Below are 19,469 nucleotides of genomic sequence, written 5' to 3'. Positions count from 1 at the left end.
ATTATCGCGCTGGCACCCGGGGCAATGATCGGCGAAGATAACACTCCACTCCCCGACAGGATCATGCCATGCGCTCTTCGTGCCGCCTCGCCACCCTGCTGTTCTCGCCACTCCTGCTCTGGCTGCCCGCCAGTGTCGCCGCCGATGCACTCTGGCTGCGCGAGCCCGCCCTATCCCCCGATGGCAAGCAGCTTGCCTTCACCTGGCAGGGGCGCATTTTTGTCGCCAGTGCCGAGGGTGGCCCCGCCACGGCGCTCACCGGCAGCGACTACCTGAGCCAGCGGCCAATCTGGTCGCCGGATGGCAAACAGCTCGCCTTTGCCGCCAATCTCTACGGCAACGAAGATGTGTTCGTGGTACCCGCCAGCGGCGGCGAGATGGTGCGCCTCACCCGCGATTCGCGCACCGATCTGCCGCAAGCCTTCAGCGCCGATGGCAAACGACTGCTGCTGAGCAGCCAGCGCCTGGGTGCGCCCGATGCCGACCATTTTGTCGCGGAAGGCTACCAATGGGGCGAGCTCTACTGGACCCCGATCACCGGCGGCACCTTGCAGGCCGATCTGCCGCTGCCTGCAACTCTCGCCCGCCCCCACGGGGAGCAGCTCGTCTACCAGATGCCCGCGGCGGATCAACCCTTTCGCAAGCATCAGCACTCGTTCGCGGTACCCCGTCTTTGGCTGTTTGATGGCAAGCAGCACAAGCAGCTGACCGAAGATCGGGTGGCGGCCACCGATCCGGTCTGGAGCGACAAGGGAGATACCCTCTTTTACCTGAGCGAGCGCAGCGGCGATTTCAACGTCTGGCGCCGGGATCTCGCCAGCGGCAAGGAGCAACAGCTGACCCACTATCAGGGCCATCCGGTGCGGGGGCTCAGCGCCTCTCGCAATGGCGATCTGGTCTGGTCATGGCTGGGCGAGCTCTATCGCCTCGATGCCGATAGCAGCGAGCCACGCAAGCTGACCCTCACCCCGCAAGTGGCGAGCACGCCGGATGAGGCGAGCGAGACCCTGACCCTGGCAGACGAAGCGCTGGTCAGCGAAGAGGCGAACGAGCTGATCCTGGTGAGCGAGGGCAACCTGTTTGCCGTCGACCCCGAGCGGGAGCGGGTGCGCCAGCTGACCCGCGATCCGAGCGAGCAATCCAGCCCCCTCTTCGCCGAGCAGGGGCGCGCCCTCATCTATCTGTCGGAGCAGCAGGGGCACGCCGCCCTCTATCGCCTGCGCAAGGGGGATCCGGATCTGCTGTTCAGCGATCCCGGCACCCTGACCGAGAGCCTGCTGCTGGCCATTCCCGACAAGGGGATCAGTCGTCCGGTGCTCTCCCCCGACGGCAAGCAACTCGCCTTCGTGGTGGATGGCCAGGCCATCCACCTGCTGGATCTGGCGAGCAACAAGCAGCGGGAGCTGGTGCCTGCCAGCTTCAACCCGTCGCGCCACGAGGTGCATCTCGCCTTTGCCCCCGACTCCCGCCATCTGGCGCTCACCTTCCGCCCCGATGCGGCAGAGCAGGAGATCGCGGTGATCGACACGGCCAATCCCAAGGCCAAACCGGTCAATGTCAGCCTCAACGGCTATCAGGATGGACAACCGGGCTGGAGTCAGGATGGCGCCATTCTCTACTGGCAATCGACCCGGTTTGGCGCACTGGGGCCCGATGGCGAGCCCCTCGTCACCAACCTGCTCGGCATTTACAGCAGCCGCGCCGCCAGAGCCGATGCGATTGCCGAACTGGAGCCGCCGAAAGGGGGATACGGCTTTGAGATCGATCGTCTCAACCATCGGGAAGCGCTGCTGCTGCAACCCACCGGCACCCTGCTCGCCAGCCGCATCATAGGCGACCAAGTGATCTATCTGGTGGAAGAGATGGGGGTCAACAGCGAGAGCGAGATCAAGGGCTACAGCCAGGATCTGCGCAAGGGCAAAACCAGCGAACTATTTGGCGAGCAGCCCGGCCCAGCGCTGGCAAGCCTCAACCAGCAGGGCACCCTGGCTACCCTGGTGCGAGATGGGGAGATCACCCGGATCCACCTCGACTCCGGCGAGGCCACCAGCGCCCCCTTCGCCTTGCAACCCACCAGCCGCTGGCAGGAACGCATGACCGCCGCCTTCGATCAGATCGCCCGGCTCACCCGGGACGAGTTCTATCTGGACGATATGAACGGGGTGAACTGGGATAGCTATGTCGCCGCTTACCGCCGCCTGCTGCCGGGCATCGGCAACCCGCGGGACTTTGGCAACCTGTTGGCAGAGCTGGCTGGCGAGCTCAATGTCTCCCACACCTGGGGCAGCGGCCCCGCGCCTTTCCCGCGCATAGCGGACGAGACCGCCAGCCTGGGCGGCTACTGGCAGGATAGCGAGCAAGGGGTGATGCTCACCGCCCTGCTCTCTGGCGGCCCGCTGGATCAGGAGAGCGATATCGCCCCTGGCGCCCGCCTGCTCGCCATCAACGGCGTCCCGATTGCCAATCTGGCCGAGCTGGATCGGGCCCTCAACCATCAGGCTGGTGCCCGGCTTGCCCTCACCTTCCAGCAGGCGGGCAACAAGCAAACTGACGAGGTGGTGCTCACCGCCATCGACAAACAGCAGGAGTACCAGCTGCAACAGGATCGCTGGATTGAGAAACGGCGGGAGCTGGTGGCCAGCCTGAGTGGAGGACGGGTCGGCTACGTCTATCTGCCGGCAATGAATAGCGAGGTCTACGATGCGGTGGTGGCGGATGCCCTCGGCAGGCAGCGCAATCGCGAGGCGCTGATCGTCGATGTCCGCTTCAACAGCGGCGGCTATCTCGCCAATACCCTGGTGGAGTTTCTGACCGGCAGCGGCAGCACCAAGGGAATGGCCAGCAGTTGGCCCCGCCAGGGCAAGGGTGAAACCGACGCCGCCACTCGCCAGTGGACCAAGCCTTCGGTGGTGCTGGTCAACGCTGGCAGCTACTCGGAAGGTTCCGCCTTCCCCGAGTACTACCGTGCCCTCAAGGTCGGCCCCATCGTCGGCGATCCGGTGCCCGGCACCGGCACCATGGTCTACAGCCACGACTCCCGGCTGATCCCGGGGCTCTCCTACGGCATTCCGACCCTGGGGCTGCGCAAACCGGACGGTACCTTCTACGAGAATCAGGAGCTGATCCCGGACCAGCAGGTGCCCCTCACTCCGGCTGACATGGTGGCTGGACGCGACCCGCAGCTGGAGGCGGCGGTACAAGCCGCCCTCAAGCAGTTGCCAGCCAGCACCAAATAACTGCGCTCAACGAAAGCGAAACAGCTCGCGATGCAGATGCCCGTCCGGCAACAGCCGGGTCAGGGCATCTGCCATCCCCTCCGGCCCGCAAAACCACACCTGCTCGGGCGCATCCTGCGCGATGCGAGCCAGATCCAGCCGCCCGGCAGTCTTGTCCAGATGCAGCTGATAGCGCACGCCGGTGCGATGACAGAGCTCGACCAACCGCTGGTGGTAGACGGCGCCCGCCAGATCCGGCGCGCACTGGATCAGGGTGATCCCCTCGCTGCGCTCCCCACGGGCAGCCAACCCCACCAGCCAGGCGACGAACGGTGTGATACCGATCCCGGCCCCCAGCCAGAGGGCTCTACCTCCCCCTTGCGGGGCGACAAAGGCGCCATAGGGCCCGGTCACCACCACCCCATCCCCGGCGCGCGCCTCTGCCACCAGCTGACGGGTATGATCCCCGAGCGCCCGCACCGCGATCACCAGCTGGCGCCGATCCGCTGACACCCGCACCAGGGTAAAGGGGTGCGGCCCCTCCTTGGCGTCAAACTCGAAGAAGGCAAACTGGCCCGGGCGGTAATGGGCGAGCGGCCGCCCCAACTGCATGGTCAGCTCGCAGGTCTGATCCGCCAGCGTGCGCACCGCAACGACCCGGCCTGGATGGCGATCCCGCGCCCCCACTTGTCCCAACAGGGAGTAGAGGGCCCCGATAGCACCGATCCCGCCGATCAACCAGATCGATACCCCAACAGGCGTCATGGCTCCCACCTGAGGCAGCAGGCAGAGCCCATGCCCCCACCCCGCCAGATAGATGAGCGGCGCCAGACGGTGGATCAGCCGAAAACGGCCATAACTCACCAGCGCCAGCAAGCTCACTACCACCAACGCGATCAGTAGATAGAAACTCCACTCACCCAGGGTATTGCCAAGGGCATGGAGCGAGATGCCATTACCTGCGCCAGCCCCAGCACCGCTGGCCCCACGCCGCGCAGGACGACTCAGCCAACCCGCCGAGACCGCCCACTTGGGCGCCTCCACCACCAGCCAATGCGCAGTGAGCGCCAATGTACCGCCGATGGCCGTCTGGCGGTGCAATCGCAACATCCGATCCAGACCGCCACACCACACCTCCAGCTGCGTCAGGCGCAACGCCAGCAACAGCGAAATGGCCATATAGGCCATCCCCAGTAGGCCCGTCAGCAGCAACATCTCATGGCGCCAGGGCCACACCCCGTTGGCATCTCCCGCATAACCGAGCCACCAGACCCCGACCGCCAGCAGCGGCAACAGCCACCACATCCATTTGTTCGTCATAACATGCCCCCCGGTTCCATCGCGGCAGGGCCTCATCTCCCTGCTGATGGCACCATTACACATCCGTCCGGTCACAAGACTTTGCCAGAGGGGGAAGCTTGTGTGGCAATGTGTGACAAACGGAAACAAAAGAGGGGCCGACTGGCCCCTCGTGATCACCCTTGTTGGCTCGCCCCTCTTCACAGGAGATGGCGCACAATCCATCTCCGCTGTGATTGACGACCTGCCAGAAAAAGGAATCAAATGGGGACGTTACATATCTGCGGCGGAAAACCTGCTGCCCACTCTTCCAGACAAGGAGGTCCCCCTTGCTTTCATCCACCGAACAACGCGTCTGCCCCAGCTGTCAGCGCGAGACCAACCATGTCGTAGTACTGGTCGACGAATCCTATGGAAAAGAGGTGAAACCAGAGCAAAAGCGCAAAGCGTTTATCAAGGACTTCATTACCGGCTGGGCCGCCGGCCCCTTTCTGGCCAACATGGATCGCTTTGAACGCCACACCATCTGTGAAAATTGTGGAAAAAAGGTCATCGATGAGTAGTAAACAATGAGCAAAAAGAATGGCAGGAAGGTTTCCCCGCCTGCCAATTGCCTATTCATAACAAGCCGGCCTTCATCACATCACTTACTGCACGCAGCTCAACTCCTCTCTGACATCTCCAGCAAAGTAGCGCCGGGTAATCCACGCTTCGAAATCGGCCAGCATGCGGGTTTCCGACTCGCTGTTGTCGGCGATAAGCTCGGCGCCGTGTACCACCCGGATATGGGCATCGAGCGGGCTTCCCTCACCCGCCGCGGGGCGCTGCTGGGCGGCGGCCATGCAGGCCTTAGCCTGTTGCCAGGCTTCAGCAGCGCTCAGGTTGCATGCCTCGGCCAGCGGCACTGCGCTAAACCCCTCGCCAGTCAGGCTGCGCAAAGTCTCATCGTGAGTCATGCCGTTGCCCGGCCCCCAGTAGTGGACGGCCAGATCCGGCCCGATGCGCGGGTTGTCGGTGAGGTAGCCATCACGCTTGAGGAAGTAGGCGCGGGTCTGCTCCACCGCCATCAGCGCCAGCAGGTAGCCGTGATAGGCGCAGGCCGACTCCTGATTAAGAAGATGCGGAATGGCCAGCAGCGGGCGCGGGCTCTCGACCCCGAGGATCTTGCGCTCCCACTGGCGGGCCAGCGCCAACACAGCCTCGGGGGTGCGCTCGGCCTCATCCATGGCGTAGAGATCCCGCTCGAAGTAGGCCACCAACGCGATCTGGCGCTCGTTAAACGCGCGAAACGGCTGGCGGGCGGCGATCATCTCCTTGATGAGGGCATCGGGAACAGCCTCTCCTGCCGCATTTCTGGCGTAACGTTTGAGCCAGTCAGCATCGTCCAGCAGGCTGTCACAGAACATCGACTGGGTCTCGGCATAGGCCATGGAGGTGGGCGGAAACTCCTGTGAGAAGCAGGGGGCGTTGCCGGTGACATTGGCAAAGTGCGCGGCGTGGCCTCCCTCATGGAACAGGGTATTGAGGCCACTCCAGCCGCTGCCCACCTGCGCCGGATCAGCCAGGCTGGTGAAATTGACCACCGCCGGCACCCACTCCCCCTGCTGGAAGAAGCTCGGTACCGGACCGTGGCAGAAGCCGTTCTCGTATTTCCCCTCCCGGGTCAGCAAATCCAGCGTCAGGGTCGCACCACGATACTGGATGCCGAGCCGGCGGAAGCTCTCGACCCAATCCCGCAACGCCCGTGAGAAGGGCACGTAAGGATCGAGCTGGCGGGTCACGTCGCCGCTCACGCTGTAACGCAGGTTGTGAGGCAGCAGGGCCGCCTCGCCCTTGGCGGCCTTCAGCTCGACCAGACTCTGGTGCAAGCGGGCATCGGTGCGGGCAATAAAGTCGTCAAGGATGGCGAACAGCTGCTCCGGGCTCATCTGCTCGTTCTTGCGCACCTTGTAGCCGAAGTAGTCGCGATAGCCCATGGCGCGGGCAAAGCGGTTGCGGATCGCCACCACCTCGAGAAAACCGTTGCCGACCACCCACCGCTCCAGGGTGTGGAACATGGCGAGCGCGCTCTGGCGCACCGCCTCGCTCGGGCTGGCGGCAAGGGAGGTGCTGGCGGCGGGCAGGCTGCCTGCGACCTGCTGGCCCTGCTCATCCAGCAGGGTCAGTTTCAGCCCCTTGCGGCGGGCGAACAGCTCCGCCTCGGCGGCTACCAGCTCATCCATCAGGGCGGCAGCGGCGGGATCTTCAATCACATTGCACTCGAAGAAGGCGATCCAGCCTTGCAGACCGCGCTTGAGGTCATCCTCGTCGGCCTGCACCAGCATCTCCCGTAATTCGGGCAGACGGGCCGGATTGGCACAAAAGGCCTTGTAGGCCTGCTCGGCCGTGGTGAAACCGGCCTGATCATCGCTGGTGCCCATATAGGTGGACCAGAAGAGATCCTCCTTGCGCCTGTGCACCTGCAGGTAGTCGGCGTTGAGCTGGTTGAAGTAATTCCTGGCAATGGAACTCATAAATTCCCTCTTGTTATGGGGTCACCCGCAGCGGGGCCCACTCCTTTTTTTAGTGAAATGCCAAATGATTCACACTCTTTGGCAAAAATTGCGCAGGGATGCGCATCAACACGCTACCAAAAAGTGGGGGGTGCTGTCTGCTGACTATACTGATGTTAAAACGCTCATTTGAGAAAGGTCGGCAAGAGACTGAAAGTAAATGAGTTGTTAACTCTTACGAACTGGCTGCCGCGGTACAGAGCCACATAAAATCAACAGGGAAATGAGGGTTTAGTCATGTTCAAGCTCGGTGATATTACCGTGAGCCGCAAATTGATTTTGCTGCTCGCACTGGCGTTTGTCGGTTTTGTCTCGCTGCTACTTATCTCGGCCAACGCGCTCCAGCGCAATCTGATGAGCGAGCGAGAGGCGCGGCTCAATGCGGTACTGGAGCAGGCCATGAGCCAGATCCAGTTTCTGGCCAGCACCCTGCCAGCAGAGCAGGCCCAGCAGGAGGCGCGCAAGCTGCTGACCAACACCCGCTTTGATGGCAACAACTACCTGTTCGTCATCGACGAGAACCGCACCATGGTGGTTCACCCCATCCGTCCCGAACTGGTCGGCCAGAAGATGGGTGAAGGAGGTGCCGCCACCGCCGGGCAGTTCTGGTATCAGATGGTGGATATCGCCAAAGGGGGCAGACAGGGCACTCTGCAATATGTCTGGGTCGGCCCGTCGGGTGAGACCGCCGACAAGCTATCCATGGTCTCCGGCTATCAGCCCTGGGGCTGGATCCTCGGTTCCGGCATGCTGCTGCAAGATATTCAGCAGACCATCTGGGCCCAGTACATGAAGATGGGTACCGCCACCGCCATCGTGATCCTGCTGATGGGGCTGCTGGGCTGGCGCATCACCCACTCCATCGTCTCCCCCCTCAGCCAGATCAACCACGCCATGCAGCGGGTCGCCAAGGGGGATCTGGTGGTGAGCATCCCGGTACAGGGCAAGGATGAGCTGGGAGTGGTCGCCCGCTGCACCAACCAGAGTCTCGATGCCATCCGTCACGCCCTGCTGGAGGCCAGCCAGGGAGCTCGCAACGTGGCAGATGCCGCCTTGCGCATCGCCGCCTCTGCCGAGCAGACCAATCAGGCGGTGACCAGCCAGCGGGATCAGCTGGCCCAACTCGCTACCGCCATGAACGAGATGAGCGCCACCATCTCCGATGTGGCCGGGCACGCCGAAAATACCGCGCGGGATACCCAGGAAGCGACCGGTGAAGCGGGCCTCGGCAACCGCGACGTTCACGCCAGCGTGCACGGCATCAAGGCGCTGGCCACCGAGGTGGAGCAGGCCACCCAGCAGGTCAACCAGCTCAAAGAGGGAGTGATGCAGATCAGCGAAGTGACCGCCGTCATCAGCGCCATTTCGGAGCAGACCAACCTGCTGGCCCTCAACGCCGCCATCGAGGCAGCCCGTGCCGGTGAGCAGGGCCGCGGTTTTGCCGTGGTGGCCGACGAGGTGCGCCAGCTGGCCAGCCGGACTCGCCAATCCACCGAGGAGATCCAGAGCACCATTGCCCAGTTGCAGCAACGGGCTGTCACCGCCGCCAACGCCATGGATACCAGCCGCAAACTGGCGGAGAGCAGCGTCAACCAGTCCCAGCAGGCAGGGCAGGATCTCACCCTGATCGTCAACCACATCCAGCATGTGAGCGACATGGCGACCCAGATCGCCACCGCCGCCGAGCAGCAGAGCATGGTGGCCGAGGATATGAACCGCAACGTCAGCGGCATCAATGACTCGGCGCTGGAGATGTCCCAGTCCGCCTCGCAACTGGCGCAGGAGAGCGAGCTGCTGGCCGGTCTCTCCCGCAGCCTGGATGAGCGACTTGCGGTGTTCAAACTGGGTAAGGAGTCCTCCACTGCGCCGATGATGGCGCCCCTGTCTCCCCCCTCCGGAGAGCAGCGCGCCCGTCATTGATGGCGTCAATCCGTGTCGCCTTGTCACCCAACCTGCCAGCCAAGCTGGCAGGTTTTTTTTACGTCAGCAACTCGCAATCAACATGCATCTTATCGGCATATTCAACGTTAATCGGTGCCATTCACAGATAAGAGAACAATTTAAAAACAGCCAGTTAGAATGATTTTCGCGCCATTGAATGGCGCATTTAAACATTTAACTTCAAATAATTAATCAATGCAGTGCACAATGCTGACGGCCGAATATTTGGCCCATCACTAACCATCTAGTCATTTGGCAAACTGACCGAAAGGTCGGGACGCAAAGCCTCCGGTCTACAGACGTTTTGTCCAGGATAGCGGGGTTGCCACACGCAAGTGTGCATCGGGGAACTCCCCGGCCAACTGACTGCCCACATCTATCGAACAGAGGAATGTATGGCAGCAAAAATCCAACTCAATCACATCGCAACGGTGCTGGCCCTGCTGGCCAGCGGTAGCGCCCTGGCTCATGGCTACATCAACCAGCCAGAGAGTCGCAACTACCTGTGCAAAACCGGTGGCAACAGCCAGTGTGGCGGCGTGCAGTGGGAGCCCCAGAGCGTGGAGGGCCCATCAGGCTTCCCGCAAACCGGCCCGCAGGATGGTCAAATCGCCTCGGCGGGCAGCCCGCGCTGGAGCGAGCTGAACATCCAGACCAGCGACCGCTGGACCAAGCGTGAAGTACAGCCCGGCCCCTTCGCCATCAGCTGGACCTTCACCGCCAACCACGTCACTCGCAACTGGCGCTACTACCTCACCAAGCAGGACTGGAACCCCAACCAGCCGCTCACCCGTGCCTCGTTTGACCTTAATCCCTTCTGCGTCATCGACGGCAACATGGTGCAGCCGCCCAAGCAGGTGACCCACAACTGTGTCCTGCCGGAGCGCACCGGTTATCAGTTGATCCTCGGCGTGTGGGAAGTGGGCGACACCAGCAACAGTTTCTACAACATCATCGACGCCAAGTTCAAAGATGGCAGCCAGCCGCCGCTGGAGTGGAGCCAGGCAGGCACCATCTACCCCTCCATCGATCTCGCAGTGGGTGACAAGGCGATGACCCGGGTATTCGATGCCAACGGCGAGCGCCCCGAGCTGCAGACCTTGTTGACCATCGCCACCGCCGAACAGGGCCAGAAGAACAACTGGACCCATGCCCTCGCCAGCAAGATCAACGCAGAGCAGAGCCAGATCCGTGCAGGTCAGCAAGGAGCCGATGGCCAGTTCAATCCGATCTACGGCATGAACCCCGTCTATCTGCATCGAGACAGCAAACTGGATCGAGTCGAGATTGACCTGCAACAGCTGCAGCCGCCGGTAGTGGACAGTATCAGCGTCAGCGGTCTGGCCAGCGACTATGTGCTGGACAACGGCAAGGCAACCCTCGATTTCACCGTCACCGCACAGGGCGATCTGGCCGTCACCAACACCCTCTATGACCACGGCGGCGTCGCCAAAGGTGAAAGCAGTGCCGACATCAAGGACAGCATCCACACCTTTACCATGGCGCTGGAAGGGCTCAAGGCAGGTCACCACCAGCTGGTGATCAAGGCCACCCCGAAAGCGGGCGGCGAGACCATCCAGCAGACCATGGACCTGATGTTCAAGGAGCAGAGCAGCGGCGAATACGACTTCGTCTTCCCGAACTCGCTCAAATCCTATGCCGCCGGCACCAAGGTGCAGCAGCCGAAAAATGGCAAGGTCTATCAGTGCAAGCCCTTCCCCTACAGCGGCTACTGCGTGCAGTGGGCCACCACCGCCACCCAGTTCGAGCCGGGCATCGGCTCCCACTGGCAAGAAGCCTGGATTGAGCTGAAGTGATCCGCAGCGGGTCATGACGCCATCAATAAAACGGGGAGCCATTGGCTCCCCTTCTTGTCTTCTATCCCCGTTCAAATCTGGACGTCGATGGCGGGCTAGCAGCCCATAACGCCTCCCCGATAGCCTGTACGACTCTTGTGCAGTGCTCGCGATCCATCTCTATTGCTCATATCGGCCACTCGCATCGGGAGCCGGACGCAGACTCTGTGAGCCATGCCCCTCTGCCCCCTTGCTCGCTGTGCCATCATGGGATCAGGCAGCAACGACGCGAAAAGGAAGCCGCCATGTGGATCAATGCCGAACCCGTCAACGGAGCCCTGGTCTCGCTGGCCATCGGCCTTATCATTGGACTGGAGCGGGGCTGGCAGGTGCGCCAGCTGGGGGATAACCAGCGCATCGCCGGGATGCGTACCTACGGCCTTATCGGCCTGCTTGGCGGGGTCTGCGGTTTGCTGCTGCCGACTCTGGGCCCCTGGCTGCCACTGCTCGGCCTGCTGGCGGTGGTGATCGGCTGCGGCCTCTCGGTCTGGCTGGCCCAACGCTGGCAAGGGGAGTTCGGCCTCACCAGTTCGGTAGCTATGCTGCTCACCTACCTGCTGGGCCTGATGTCGGTGCTGCTGAGCCCGAGCGAAGCGGTCGCCTGCGCCGTGCTGGCCGCCCTGCTGATGGGGCTCAAGGGCAAGATCCAGCAGGGGATGCTGTTTCTCAGCGAGACCGAGTTTCACGCCACCCTGCGCTTTCTGCTTATCTCTCTGGTGCTGCTGCCGGTGCTGCCCAACGAGGAGATGGGGCCCCTCGATGCCTTCAACCCCTTCAAGATCTGGCTGATGGTGGTGGTGATCGCCGGCATCTCGTTTTGTGGCCACTTCGCGGTGCGGCTGCTCGGCACCCGCGCTGGGCTGGTACTCACCAGCATACTGGCGGGATTGGCCTCCTCCACCGCCCTCACATTGCAGTTTGCCCGCCTCAACAAGGAGCAGGGCGGGCTGGAGCGACTGCTGGCTACCGGCATCCTGCTGGCGGGGGCCACCATGTGGCTGCGGCTGCTGGTGCTGGTGCTGCTCATTCACAGCGAGCTGGCGATGCGCCTCGTCGCCCCCCTGTTGCTGCTGGCCACCACTGTCTACGGCTTTGCCTTCTGGTTCTGGCGTCAGCGCGAAGAGCTGACCGACGGCCCGGTACAGCCGGAAACCAGCAACCCGCTCGATCTGGCCACCGCCATCAAGTTCGGCCTGCTGCTGGCACTGATCGGCTTTATGGCCACCCTGTTGCAGAGCAAGGTGGGCAACTCGGGGGTCTACCTTCTGGCGCTGGTGTCGGGGATCACCGACGTGGACGCCATCACCTTGTCGCTCTCCCAGCTCTCCCACAAGGAGCTGGCGCTGGAGGTGGCTGCCCGCGGCATCCTGCTCGCCGGTTTGATCAACTCGCTGGTGAAGGGGTTGCTGGCCCTTGGCATCGGCGGTCGCAGTCTGGGGCTGCGGGTGCTGCTGCCCTACTTCGTCTCGGCCCTGCTGATCCTGCCCCTCGTCTGGCCCGCAGGTTGACGGGGATCACCTGCAATAAGTGACAGACTGACGGCGCCCCTGACAGTCACGTATACTGCCTGCTCTTGCAGCATGGGGAGGAAGCAATGGCGAGCGACTGGGACAAGGTACTGGCAGGCGGGGCACTGGATAGCCAGAGCGAGGAGATAGCCAACGACCGGATCCGCGGTCAGGCGCTGCTGGCCCGGCTCAATGGTTCATCGGCGGGCGATGGCCCTCTGCGCCAGCAGATCTGCCGCGAGCTCTTTGGCCACTGCCCCGACTCCTGCTGGATCAGCACGCCGTTTACCTGCGAATTCGGCCGCAACATTCATATCGGCGAGAAGACCTTCTTCAACTTCAACGTCACCATTCTCGACGTGGGCGAAGTGCACATCGGCAGCCATGTGCTGCTGGCCCCCAACGTGCAGATCTACACCGCCACCCACACCATGAACTATCTGGAGCGACGCAACTGGACCGCCTACAACAAGCCGGTGCGGATCGGTGACGACTGCTGGATTGGCGGCGGTGCCATCATCTGCCCCGGCGTCACCATAGGGCCGCGCTCCATCATTGGCGCAGGCGCAGTGGTCACCCGCGACATCCCGGCCGACTCGGTGGCGGTGGGAAATCCGGCCAAGGTGATCCGCACCCTCAAGCAGGACGAGGAGCGCTGCTGGGAGCTGGCCCAGTGATGGCGCTGGCGCTGCTGCCACTGGGCGCCGCCCTCTGGCTCGGCCTCGGCGAGCAGCAGTGGTGGCCGCTGGCCGTGTTGCTCTTCATGAGCCTGCTGACGGTAGCCGCCTACGCCTGGGACAAGCGGCAAGCGGTGCGGGGCGAGTGGCGCATTCCCGAATCGAGGCTCCATCTGCTGGAGCTGTGCGGCGGCTGGCCGGGCGCACTGGTGGCCCGCCAGTGGATGCGTCACAAGACCCAGAAGCGCAGCTACCGGCTGGTCTTCTGGTTTATCGTGCTGCTGCACCTCACCCTGTGGGCGCTCTGGGTCGGTCGACCGCTCTGGCAGCAATAGCCAACTGCATCACAAAGGCGAAAAGGGCCCCATTGCGACCAATTGGCGGCTGTGAGAAAACAGAACGGATCCCATCAGCGTTTTCGCCGTTTATAGACGACAAGGAGTCGTGACATGACCATGTGGACAGGCATAGTCCTGATCGTATTTATCAGCGTATTGTTCGGATATCTCGGCAAACGGGCCCGCTATCAGATGGGGGATGCCCGCATCACCGACCGCCTCGGCAAGCAGGATATGATCATCAGAGAGTTGCAGGAGCGGGTCGCCAATCTGGAGGCGATCGTCATAGAGGAAGAGAAACGGCGTCCGTTCCGGGAGCTGTGATTTTTTCACCGCCAGGGGTTTCAGATACTGAGAGGGCTGCACGATGCAGCCCTCTCTCGTTTGAACAGATTCCGTTTGAACAGATTCAGATGGCCAGTGGCAGCAGCTCGGCGTAGTCGCGGATCGCCGGAAAAGCGGTAATGCTCTGCTCCGGCTTGCAGCTGTCCGGATTCTGGATCGCCAGCTGATAGCCGATGCCATAGTCGGCGGCGGCCCGCAGGATCCGCTCGCTGTCATCCACAAACAGGGTACGGGCCGGATCGAACGCCAGCCGCTCGGCCAGTGCCTGCCAGCAGTGCTGGCTCTCCTTCGACCAGCCCAGCTCGTGGGTACTCACCATCAGATCCAGATGGTTGCTTAGTCCCAGCTGCGCATCCTTCACCGACAGACTGGCGGGGTGGGCATTGGTGAAAAGCACCAGCTGCTTGCCCGCGGCGCGCAGCTCGGCCAGAAAGGGGATGGCGTGGGGACGCCACTGGATCTTCGCCAGCAGCTCCTGCTTGAGGGCACGGATGTCGAGCCCCAGGGTCTCGCTCCAGTAATCCACGCAGTACCAGTTGAGGGTGCCGTTGACGGCATGATAGTGGACATCGATCTGCGCTTTGGCTTCATCCAGTGGCAGCCCGAGCCGCTCGGCGTAACGCACCGGCACCAGCTGCTGCCAGAGGTGGTTGTCAAAATGCAGATCGATCAGGGTACCATCCATATCGAGCAAGACGGTATCAATCTGGTGCCAAGGCAAGGTGGTGGAGCAGGAGTGTGGCATCGGGCCTCTTGAGCGCGGATCTCGGAAAACGGGGCGGCAGTATAACGGATTTTTCCTCCCCCTTTGCCATCCCTGGCCCGTGGTGTTCGGTGTGAGAGTCGTTTACTCTTGAAGCACGATTTTTTAACGAGCAGCCAGCGTCCGATGAGCGACCCCCACAAGAGCAAACCCGAGCACATCTCAGCCGACCAACTGGATCACCCCAAGAGCAAGCCGGAGATCCTCAAAGCCGATATCGTCGCAGAGAGCCGACTGTTCAAGGTGGAATCGCTACACCTAAAATTCTCCAACGGCGAAGAACGGGTCTACGAGCGGATGCGCGGCGGCAACCGGGGCGCCGTCATGGTGGTGCCGCTGTTCGATGCCCACACCCTGCTGCTGGTGCGCGAGTATGCCGCGGGCACCCACTCCTACGAGCTGGGCTTTCCCAAGGGGCTGATCGACCCTGGTGAAGATGCCTTCGAGGCGGGCAACCGGGAGCTGATGGAGGAGGCGGGCTTTGGCGCCAACAGCCTGACCCTGCTCAAGCAGGTGTCGCTGGCCCCCGGTTACTTCTCCAGTCGGATGGACATTTTACTGGCGCGGGATCTCTTCCCCGAACAGCGGATCGGCGATGAACCCGAACCGCTGGAGGTGATCCCCTGGCCACTCAACCGGATCGATGAATTGCTGGCGCGGCCCGACTTCACCGAGTCGCGCAGCATCAGTGCCCTGCTCTTGGCCCAGAAGTGGCTGGCGGAGCAGGCAGAGTAGCCCGCAGACGGGCAGTTAACAGACAGAGGATAACGAGATGCAGGAGTTGTTGGCCTGGGTGCCGGGGGTCAAGGAGATTGCCCGCGAAGCCGGAAGGATACTTCACGACATCTATCACGGCGGTCAGTTCGAGCGTCAGCTGAAGGAGGATGCCACTCCGGTCACCAGTGCCGATCTTGCTGCCGATGCCTACCTCAAACAGGCGCTCTCGGCGCTCACCCCCCATGTGCCGGTGCTGACCGAAGAGGCGGCCGACATCCCCTTCAGCCAACGATCCAACTGGCGGCAATACTGGCTGGTGGATCCCCTCGACGGCACTGGCGAATTTATCGCGGGCAGCGGCGACTTCGCCACCCTGATCGCCCTGGTGCGGGACAATGTGCCGGTGCTCGGGGTCATCTATGCTCCCGAGTCCAACGTGCTCTACTGGGCGGTGCGCGGCTACGGCGCCTTCAAGGAGGTGAATGGCGAGGTACTGCCCATCAGCGCCATGCACCACGAACATGACCAGCCCGACTCGCTGGTGGTCGCCATCAGCCGCCGCCAGAAGCTGGAAAACCTCACCCGCCGTCTCAACCCGGCCATCAACTACGAGCTGATCCCGCTTGGTTCCAGCTCCCTCAAATCCTGTCTGGTGGCGGAAGGTGCAGCCGATTGCTACGTGCGACTCGGCCCCACCGGCGAGTGGGACACCGCCGCCGCCCAGTGCATCGTCGAGGCAGCCGGTGGCCGTATCCTCAGCCTGGCGTTGCAGCCACTCAGTTACAACGAAACCGAGTCGCTGGAGAACCCTGACTTTATCGTGATGGGGGATCCGGATCTCGCCTGGGGCAACATTCTGGCCCACTAGACGAGTAGCAATATCATCACACCAGACAAGCAGGCGGCCCGATGGCCGCCTGCTTTTTCAGAGTCGTTGTCCGGGGTGATAGCCGGTGTGATCCGCTGGTCAAGGCGCTCTTGAACAGCGTGATACGCTGGCAAAGCGGCAAAATGATAGTGAAACATCACAATCGGTCGGCGAGAAATGGTACGATTTTTCACGTAATTCTGAAAACACCTGATTAGCCAAAATAAAAAAATGACAGTAGATCAAATTTTGGTTTTATATTTCACAAAAATCACAAATATCAGTTTTTTTTCATTCTGCGATCCAGATTCCATTCCCAATCTCGCTGGCTAAACCCCGCAATGGCAGTGATATGTTTCAGTCTCGCTTTTTGAGAATTAAATCCCGATAAACCACAATGAACTCAGATTAAAACACTAACAAAAAGTGAATTAGTAATGAGTTTATCTGTAGAGGCTACCAAGGAGCTATCCGGTTCCTGCTCCACCACGGTCAGCACCACCCGCTGGCGCCGTCACGACACCCACTGGGTCATCAGCCTGTTTGGCACCGCCGTTGGCGCCGGCATCCTGTTCCTGCCCATCAATCTGGGTCTGGGCGGCATCTGGCCCCTCGTTATCGTCGCGGTACTGGCAGGCCCCATGACCTTCCTCGCCCACCGCGGGCTGGCGCGCTTCGTGCTCTCCTCGTCACGCCCCCACGCCGACTTCACCGAAGTGGCGGAGGAGCATTTCGGCAAGATGGCCGGTCGCCTCATCTCGGCGCTCTACTTCCTCTCCATCTTCCCGATCCTGCTCATCTACGGGGTCGGGCTGACCAACACGGTGGAGAGTTTTATGGTCAACCAGCTCGGCATGGCGGCTCCGGATCGGGTGATGCTCTCCGGCGTGCTGGTGTTTGCCATGATCGCCGTGATGCTGGCGGGTGAGAAAGCAATGCTGCGTGCCTTCGCCTTTATGGTCTATCCGCTGGCGGCCATTCTGGCGGCGCTCTCCTGCTACCTGATCCCTCAGTGGCAATGGCCGGAAGTGACGGCGTTTGAAGGGGTCAGCTTCCTCAACACCGTCTGGCTGGCGCTGCCGGTCACCGTGTTCGCCTTCAGCCACGCCGCCGCCATCTCCGGCTTTGCCAACGTGCAGCGCCGTGAATATGGCGAGCAGGCGGAAGCCAAGAGCGGCCTGATCCTGCGCAACACCACAATAATGCTGGTGGGCTTCGTGCTGTTCTTCGTCTTCTCCTGCGTGCTGAGCCTCTCGCCAGCCCAGCTGGCTGAAGCCAAGGCCCAGAACGTCTCGGTACTCTCCTATCTAGCCAACATCACCGACAACCCGGTGATCGTGACCCTGGGGCCGCTCATTGCCTTTATCGCCATCAGCTCCTCCTTCCTCGGCCACTTCCTTGGTGCCCGCGAAAGCCTCAAAAGCCTGATCGCCAAGCCCACCGGCCTACCGCTTGCCAAGGCGGACAAGCTGGGTATCGCCCTGATGTTCTTCGCCATCTGGGGCGCCGCCGTCATCAACCCGGGCATTCTGGGGCTGATGGAGACCCTCTCCGGCCCGGTCATCGCCATGATCCTGTTCATCATGCCGGTGATTGCCATCTACAAGGTGGAGGCGCTGGCCCGCTTCCGTCACGGCTGGACCAACGGCTTTATCCTGCTGACCGGTTCGCTGGCGGTATCGGCGCTGATCTTCAGCCTGTTGAAGTAACGACTCGCAGCAGATAACAAAAAGAGAGGCGACCTTGGGTCGCCTCTCTTGTCTCTGTTCGGGTGTGAACTCAGCCCAGCTTGGCGCCGTTCTCCACCGCCCGCTCGGGAATGGCCATCACCACGACGCCATCCGGCCGGTAGAAACCGGTCAGCAGAAACTCCGACTGAAACGGGCCAATCTGTTTGGTCGGGAAGTTGACTACGGCGATGATCTGGCGGCCCACCAGCTGCTCTGGCTGGTAGAGGGCGGTGATCTGGGCACTGCTCTTGCGAATCCCCAGTTCGGGACCAAAATCCGCCCACACCTTGTAGGCCGGTTTGCGCGCCTCGGGGAACGGCTCAACCCGCACCAGGGTGCCCACCCTCAGCTCCACCATCTCGAAATCCTGCCAGCTAATCGTCTCCATTACGGCTCCTGTTTATCGTGCACCTTGCATGACCCGCAGCATGGCCCAAAGAGAGCATCCCGTCTTCGGCGATCAGCCGTTTCGTTACGGCAGGCGGCCGTTTTGCTGGCGCCAAAGGGACGGAGTGAGCCCGGTCTCACTCAGGAAGCGCTCGCCGAAGGCCCCCTGATTCTGGTAGCCACAGCGGCTGGCAATCTCCCCAACGGGTAGTTGCGTACCGGCAAGCAGGGTGCGCGCCAGTGCCATGCGCCGACTGCGAATGTAGTGGGAGACGTTCATCCCCAGCTGCTGGCGAAAGGCGAGCTTGAACTGGCTCTGGCCAAGGCAGGCGATGGCGGCGAGTTGCTGATTGGTCAGCGGGGCGGCGAGGTTGGCATCGATATGGCGTTGCACCTTGAGGATGCGGGCGGCAAGGCGTGGAATGACAGCGCTCTGCATCCCCTGCCCTTCAGCCAGCAGGGAGAGCCACACCTGCTCCATGCCCGCCACCTGCCGCCCCTCGGCCACCATGCGGTGCAGAAACGCGAGGTAGTGGCGCTGGGGCTCATCCAGCTCGATAAAGGGGCAGGCCGCCAGATCCCCGGGTAGCCAGTCGCTCTCCTGCACCAGAAACGAAAGCGCGGGATCGGCAGCGTAGTCGTGCCGCTCGCCGGGGGCGATGACGCAGGCAGAACCGGGGGCAAGCCTGCCCCCCCGGCCCTGCACCTCGATCTCGAGGGGGCCATCGAGGGGGATCACCAGTTGGGCAAAGTCGTGGCTATGACTGCAGACGTGGTGGTGATAGTGGCGCAGGCTGAAGCGGGACATGGCAGATAGCAATGACGCGGCCAGGGCCGCGTCATTGGGGGTTATTCCTTGTCGAAATCTTCGATCTCTTTGCCCAGCGCTTCCATGATGGCGCGCGCTTCGGCCGGGACACTGTCCGGTTGATCCTTGCGCAAATCTTCGTCGCAAGGGAGCGGCTGGCCGGTGAAAGCGTGCAGGAAGGCTTCACAGAGCAGCTCGCTGTTGGTCGCATGACGCAGGTTGTTCACCTGACGGCGGGTGCGCTCATCGGTCAACACTTTCAACACCTTGAGCGGGATCGAGACGGTAATCTTCTTGACCTGTTCGCTCTTCTTACCGTGTTCCGCGTAGGGGCTGACGTAGTCGCCGTTCCACTCTGTTCCCATGACTCACCTGTTCTCATTTAGCCGTGAGCGCGGATTTTAACCCTTAAGGAAATTAATGGCAATCCAACAGCAAAGCCATTTAGACGTCTGGAAGTGTTGA

Annotated in this window: 17 protein-coding genes and 1 riboswitch; of the genes, 11 read left to right on the top strand and 6 right to left on the bottom strand. The window is 62.1% G+C overall.

Annotated features, from left to right (window positions below; all coding sequences use genetic code 11):
* Positions 1–68 precede the first annotated feature (68 nt).
* Entirely contained in the window at positions 69–3,236 is a 3,168-nt protein-coding gene (locus ACB040_RS18445) for a S41 family peptidase (RefSeq protein ID WP_371155965.1), read from the top strand.
* Positions 3,237–3,242: 6 nt separating this feature from the next.
* Here ACB040_RS18445 and ACB040_RS18440 read toward each other — a convergent pair whose 3' ends face one another.
* Positions 3,243–4,535: a ferric reductase-like transmembrane domain-containing protein gene (locus tag ACB040_RS18440; protein ID WP_371155963.1), complete on the bottom strand. Its 1,293-nt coding sequence runs from the start codon at positions 4,533–4,535 to the stop codon at positions 3,243–3,245.
* Positions 4,536–4,843: 308 nt separating this feature from the next.
* Here ACB040_RS18440 and ACB040_RS18435 point away from each other — a divergent pair, with 308 nt between their 5' ends.
* Positions 4,844–5,077 (top strand): hypothetical protein, encoded by a 234-nt coding sequence (locus ACB040_RS18435; protein ID WP_371155961.1) that lies wholly within the window; start codon positions 4,844–4,846, stop codon positions 5,075–5,077.
* A gap of 84 nt (positions 5,078–5,161) precedes the next feature.
* On the opposite strand, the gene ACB040_RS18430 is transcribed toward ACB040_RS18435, so the two are convergent.
* Positions 5,162–7,027, bottom strand: a complete 1,866-nt coding sequence (locus tag ACB040_RS18430) for a M3 family metallopeptidase (RefSeq protein ID WP_371155959.1) — start codon at positions 7,025–7,027, stop codon at positions 5,162–5,164.
* A 276-nt stretch (positions 7,028–7,303) separates the two neighbouring features.
* On the opposite strand from ACB040_RS18430, the gene ACB040_RS18425 reads away from it, so the two are divergent.
* The 6 genes from ACB040_RS18425 (at position 7,304) to ACB040_RS18400 (ending at position 13,710) form a co-directional block, all read left to right on the top strand.
* Positions 7,304–8,986: a methyl-accepting chemotaxis protein gene (locus ACB040_RS18425; RefSeq protein ID WP_371155957.1), complete on the top strand. Its 1,683-nt coding sequence runs from the start codon at positions 7,304–7,306 to the stop codon at positions 8,984–8,986.
* 265 nt (positions 8,987–9,251) lie between these two features.
* A riboswitch (cyclic di-GMP riboswitch) is annotated at positions 9,252–9,337 on the top strand.
* 65 nt (positions 9,338–9,402) lie between these two features.
* A complete protein-coding gene (gbpA, locus tag ACB040_RS18420) occupies positions 9,403–10,824 on the top strand; it encodes an N-acetylglucosamine-binding protein GbpA (protein WP_371155955.1) in 1,422 nt (473 codons plus the stop codon).
* A 284-nt stretch (positions 10,825–11,108) separates the two neighbouring features.
* Positions 11,109–12,371, top strand: coding sequence for an MgtC/SapB family protein (locus ACB040_RS18415; RefSeq protein ID WP_371155953.1), 1,263 nt, complete (start codon positions 11,109–11,111; stop codon positions 12,369–12,371).
* 86 nt (positions 12,372–12,457) lie between these two features.
* On the top strand, positions 12,458–13,048 hold the full coding sequence (locus ACB040_RS18410; RefSeq protein WP_058058571.1) for a sugar O-acetyltransferase: 591 nt from the start codon (positions 12,458–12,460) through the stop codon (positions 13,046–13,048).
* A complete protein-coding gene (locus ACB040_RS18405) occupies positions 13,045–13,383 on the top strand; it encodes a DUF1294 domain-containing protein (RefSeq protein ID WP_371155951.1) in 339 nt (112 codons plus the stop codon). Before ACB040_RS18410 ends, ACB040_RS18405 begins: the two co-directional genes overlap by 4 nt.
* Before the next feature lie 114 nt (positions 13,384–13,497).
* On the top strand, positions 13,498–13,710 hold the full coding sequence (locus ACB040_RS18400) for a hypothetical protein (protein ID WP_042084223.1): 213 nt from the start codon (positions 13,498–13,500) through the stop codon (positions 13,708–13,710).
* Between the two features lie 85 nt (positions 13,711–13,795).
* Here the strand turns inward: ACB040_RS18400 and yrfG are convergent, their stop codons facing one another.
* Positions 13,796–14,476 (bottom strand): GMP/IMP nucleotidase, encoded by a 681-nt coding sequence (gene yrfG / locus ACB040_RS18395; RefSeq protein WP_371155949.1) that lies wholly within the window; start codon positions 14,474–14,476, stop codon positions 13,796–13,798.
* A gap of 144 nt (positions 14,477–14,620) precedes the next feature.
* Between yrfG and nudE the strand changes: the two genes are divergently transcribed.
* The 3 genes from nudE (at position 14,621) to ACB040_RS18380 (ending at position 17,788) form a co-directional block, all read left to right on the top strand.
* Positions 14,621–15,229, top strand: a complete 609-nt coding sequence (nudE, locus tag ACB040_RS18390; RefSeq protein WP_005340262.1) for an ADP compounds hydrolase NudE — start codon at positions 14,621–14,623, stop codon at positions 15,227–15,229.
* Between the two features lie 37 nt (positions 15,230–15,266).
* Entirely contained in the window at positions 15,267–16,079 is an 813-nt protein-coding gene (gene cysQ, locus ACB040_RS18385) for a 3'(2'),5'-bisphosphate nucleotidase CysQ (protein WP_005357849.1), read from the top strand.
* A 437-nt stretch (positions 16,080–16,516) separates the two neighbouring features.
* Positions 16,517–17,788, top strand: a complete 1,272-nt coding sequence (locus ACB040_RS18380; protein WP_371155946.1) for an aromatic amino acid transport family protein — start codon at positions 16,517–16,519, stop codon at positions 17,786–17,788.
* 70 nt (positions 17,789–17,858) lie between these two features.
* Here ACB040_RS18380 and ACB040_RS18375 read toward each other — a convergent pair whose 3' ends face one another.
* From ACB040_RS18375 to metJ, 3 genes are all read right to left on the bottom strand, one after another.
* Positions 17,859–18,197: a tRNA-binding protein gene (locus ACB040_RS18375; RefSeq protein ID WP_279463900.1), complete on the bottom strand. Its 339-nt coding sequence runs from the start codon at positions 18,195–18,197 to the stop codon at positions 17,859–17,861.
* 84 nt (positions 18,198–18,281) lie between these two features.
* Positions 18,282–19,004, bottom strand: coding sequence for a helix-turn-helix domain-containing protein (locus tag ACB040_RS18370; protein WP_371155944.1), 723 nt, complete (start codon positions 19,002–19,004; stop codon positions 18,282–18,284).
* A 41-nt stretch (positions 19,005–19,045) separates the two neighbouring features.
* Positions 19,046–19,369 (bottom strand): met regulon transcriptional regulator MetJ, encoded by a 324-nt coding sequence (gene metJ, locus ACB040_RS18365; RefSeq protein WP_005340251.1) that lies wholly within the window; start codon positions 19,367–19,369, stop codon positions 19,046–19,048.
* Positions 19,370–19,469 lie beyond the last annotated feature (100 nt).

Origin of the sequence: Aeromonas sp. S11(2024) (genome assembly GCF_041402345.1) — a bacterium.
GTDB classification, from domain to species: Bacteria; Pseudomonadota; Gammaproteobacteria; order Enterobacterales; family Aeromonadaceae; genus Aeromonas; species Aeromonas veronii.
This window is presented reverse-complemented; position numbering and strand designations above follow the sequence as displayed.

Excerpts from the sequence above, each read along its gene's own strand:
- ACB040_RS18410 (WP_058058571.1), top strand. The coding sequence starts at position 12,458 with ATGGCGAGCGACTGGGACAAGGTACTGGCAGGCGGGGCACTGGATAGC.
- ACB040_RS18430 (WP_371155959.1), bottom strand. The coding sequence starts at position 7,027 with ATGAGTTCCATTGCCAGGAATTACTTCAACCAGCTCAACGCCGACTAC.
- ACB040_RS18370 (WP_371155944.1), bottom strand. The coding sequence starts at position 19,004 with ATGTCCCGCTTCAGCCTGCGCCACTATCACCACCACGTCTGCAGTCAT.
- ACB040_RS18445 (WP_371155965.1), top strand. The coding sequence starts at position 69 with ATGCGCTCTTCGTGCCGCCTCGCCACCCTGCTGTTCTCGCCACTCCTG.
- ACB040_RS18380 (WP_371155946.1), top strand. The coding sequence starts at position 16,517 with ATGAGTTTATCTGTAGAGGCTACCAAGGAGCTATCCGGTTCCTGCTCC.
- ACB040_RS18425 (WP_371155957.1), top strand. The coding sequence starts at position 7,304 with ATGTTCAAGCTCGGTGATATTACCGTGAGCCGCAAATTGATTTTGCTG.
- ACB040_RS18400 (WP_042084223.1), top strand. The coding sequence starts at position 13,498 with ATGACCATGTGGACAGGCATAGTCCTGATCGTATTTATCAGCGTATTG.
- cysQ (WP_005357849.1), top strand. The coding sequence starts at position 15,267 with ATGCAGGAGTTGTTGGCCTGGGTGCCGGGGGTCAAGGAGATTGCCCGC.
- ACB040_RS18415 (WP_371155953.1), top strand. The coding sequence starts at position 11,109 with ATGTGGATCAATGCCGAACCCGTCAACGGAGCCCTGGTCTCGCTGGCC.
- gbpA (WP_371155955.1), top strand. The coding sequence starts at position 9,403 with ATGGCAGCAAAAATCCAACTCAATCACATCGCAACGGTGCTGGCCCTG.
- nudE (WP_005340262.1), top strand. The coding sequence starts at position 14,621 with ATGAGCGACCCCCACAAGAGCAAACCCGAGCACATCTCAGCCGACCAA.
- metJ (WP_005340251.1), bottom strand. The coding sequence starts at position 19,369 with ATGGGAACAGAGTGGAACGGCGACTACGTCAGCCCCTACGCGGAACAC.
- ACB040_RS18440 (WP_371155963.1), bottom strand. The coding sequence starts at position 4,535 with ATGACGAACAAATGGATGTGGTGGCTGTTGCCGCTGCTGGCGGTCGGG.
- ACB040_RS18375 (WP_279463900.1), bottom strand. The coding sequence starts at position 18,197 with ATGGAGACGATTAGCTGGCAGGATTTCGAGATGGTGGAGCTGAGGGTG.
- yrfG (WP_371155949.1), bottom strand. The coding sequence starts at position 14,476 with ATGCCACACTCCTGCTCCACCACCTTGCCTTGGCACCAGATTGATACC.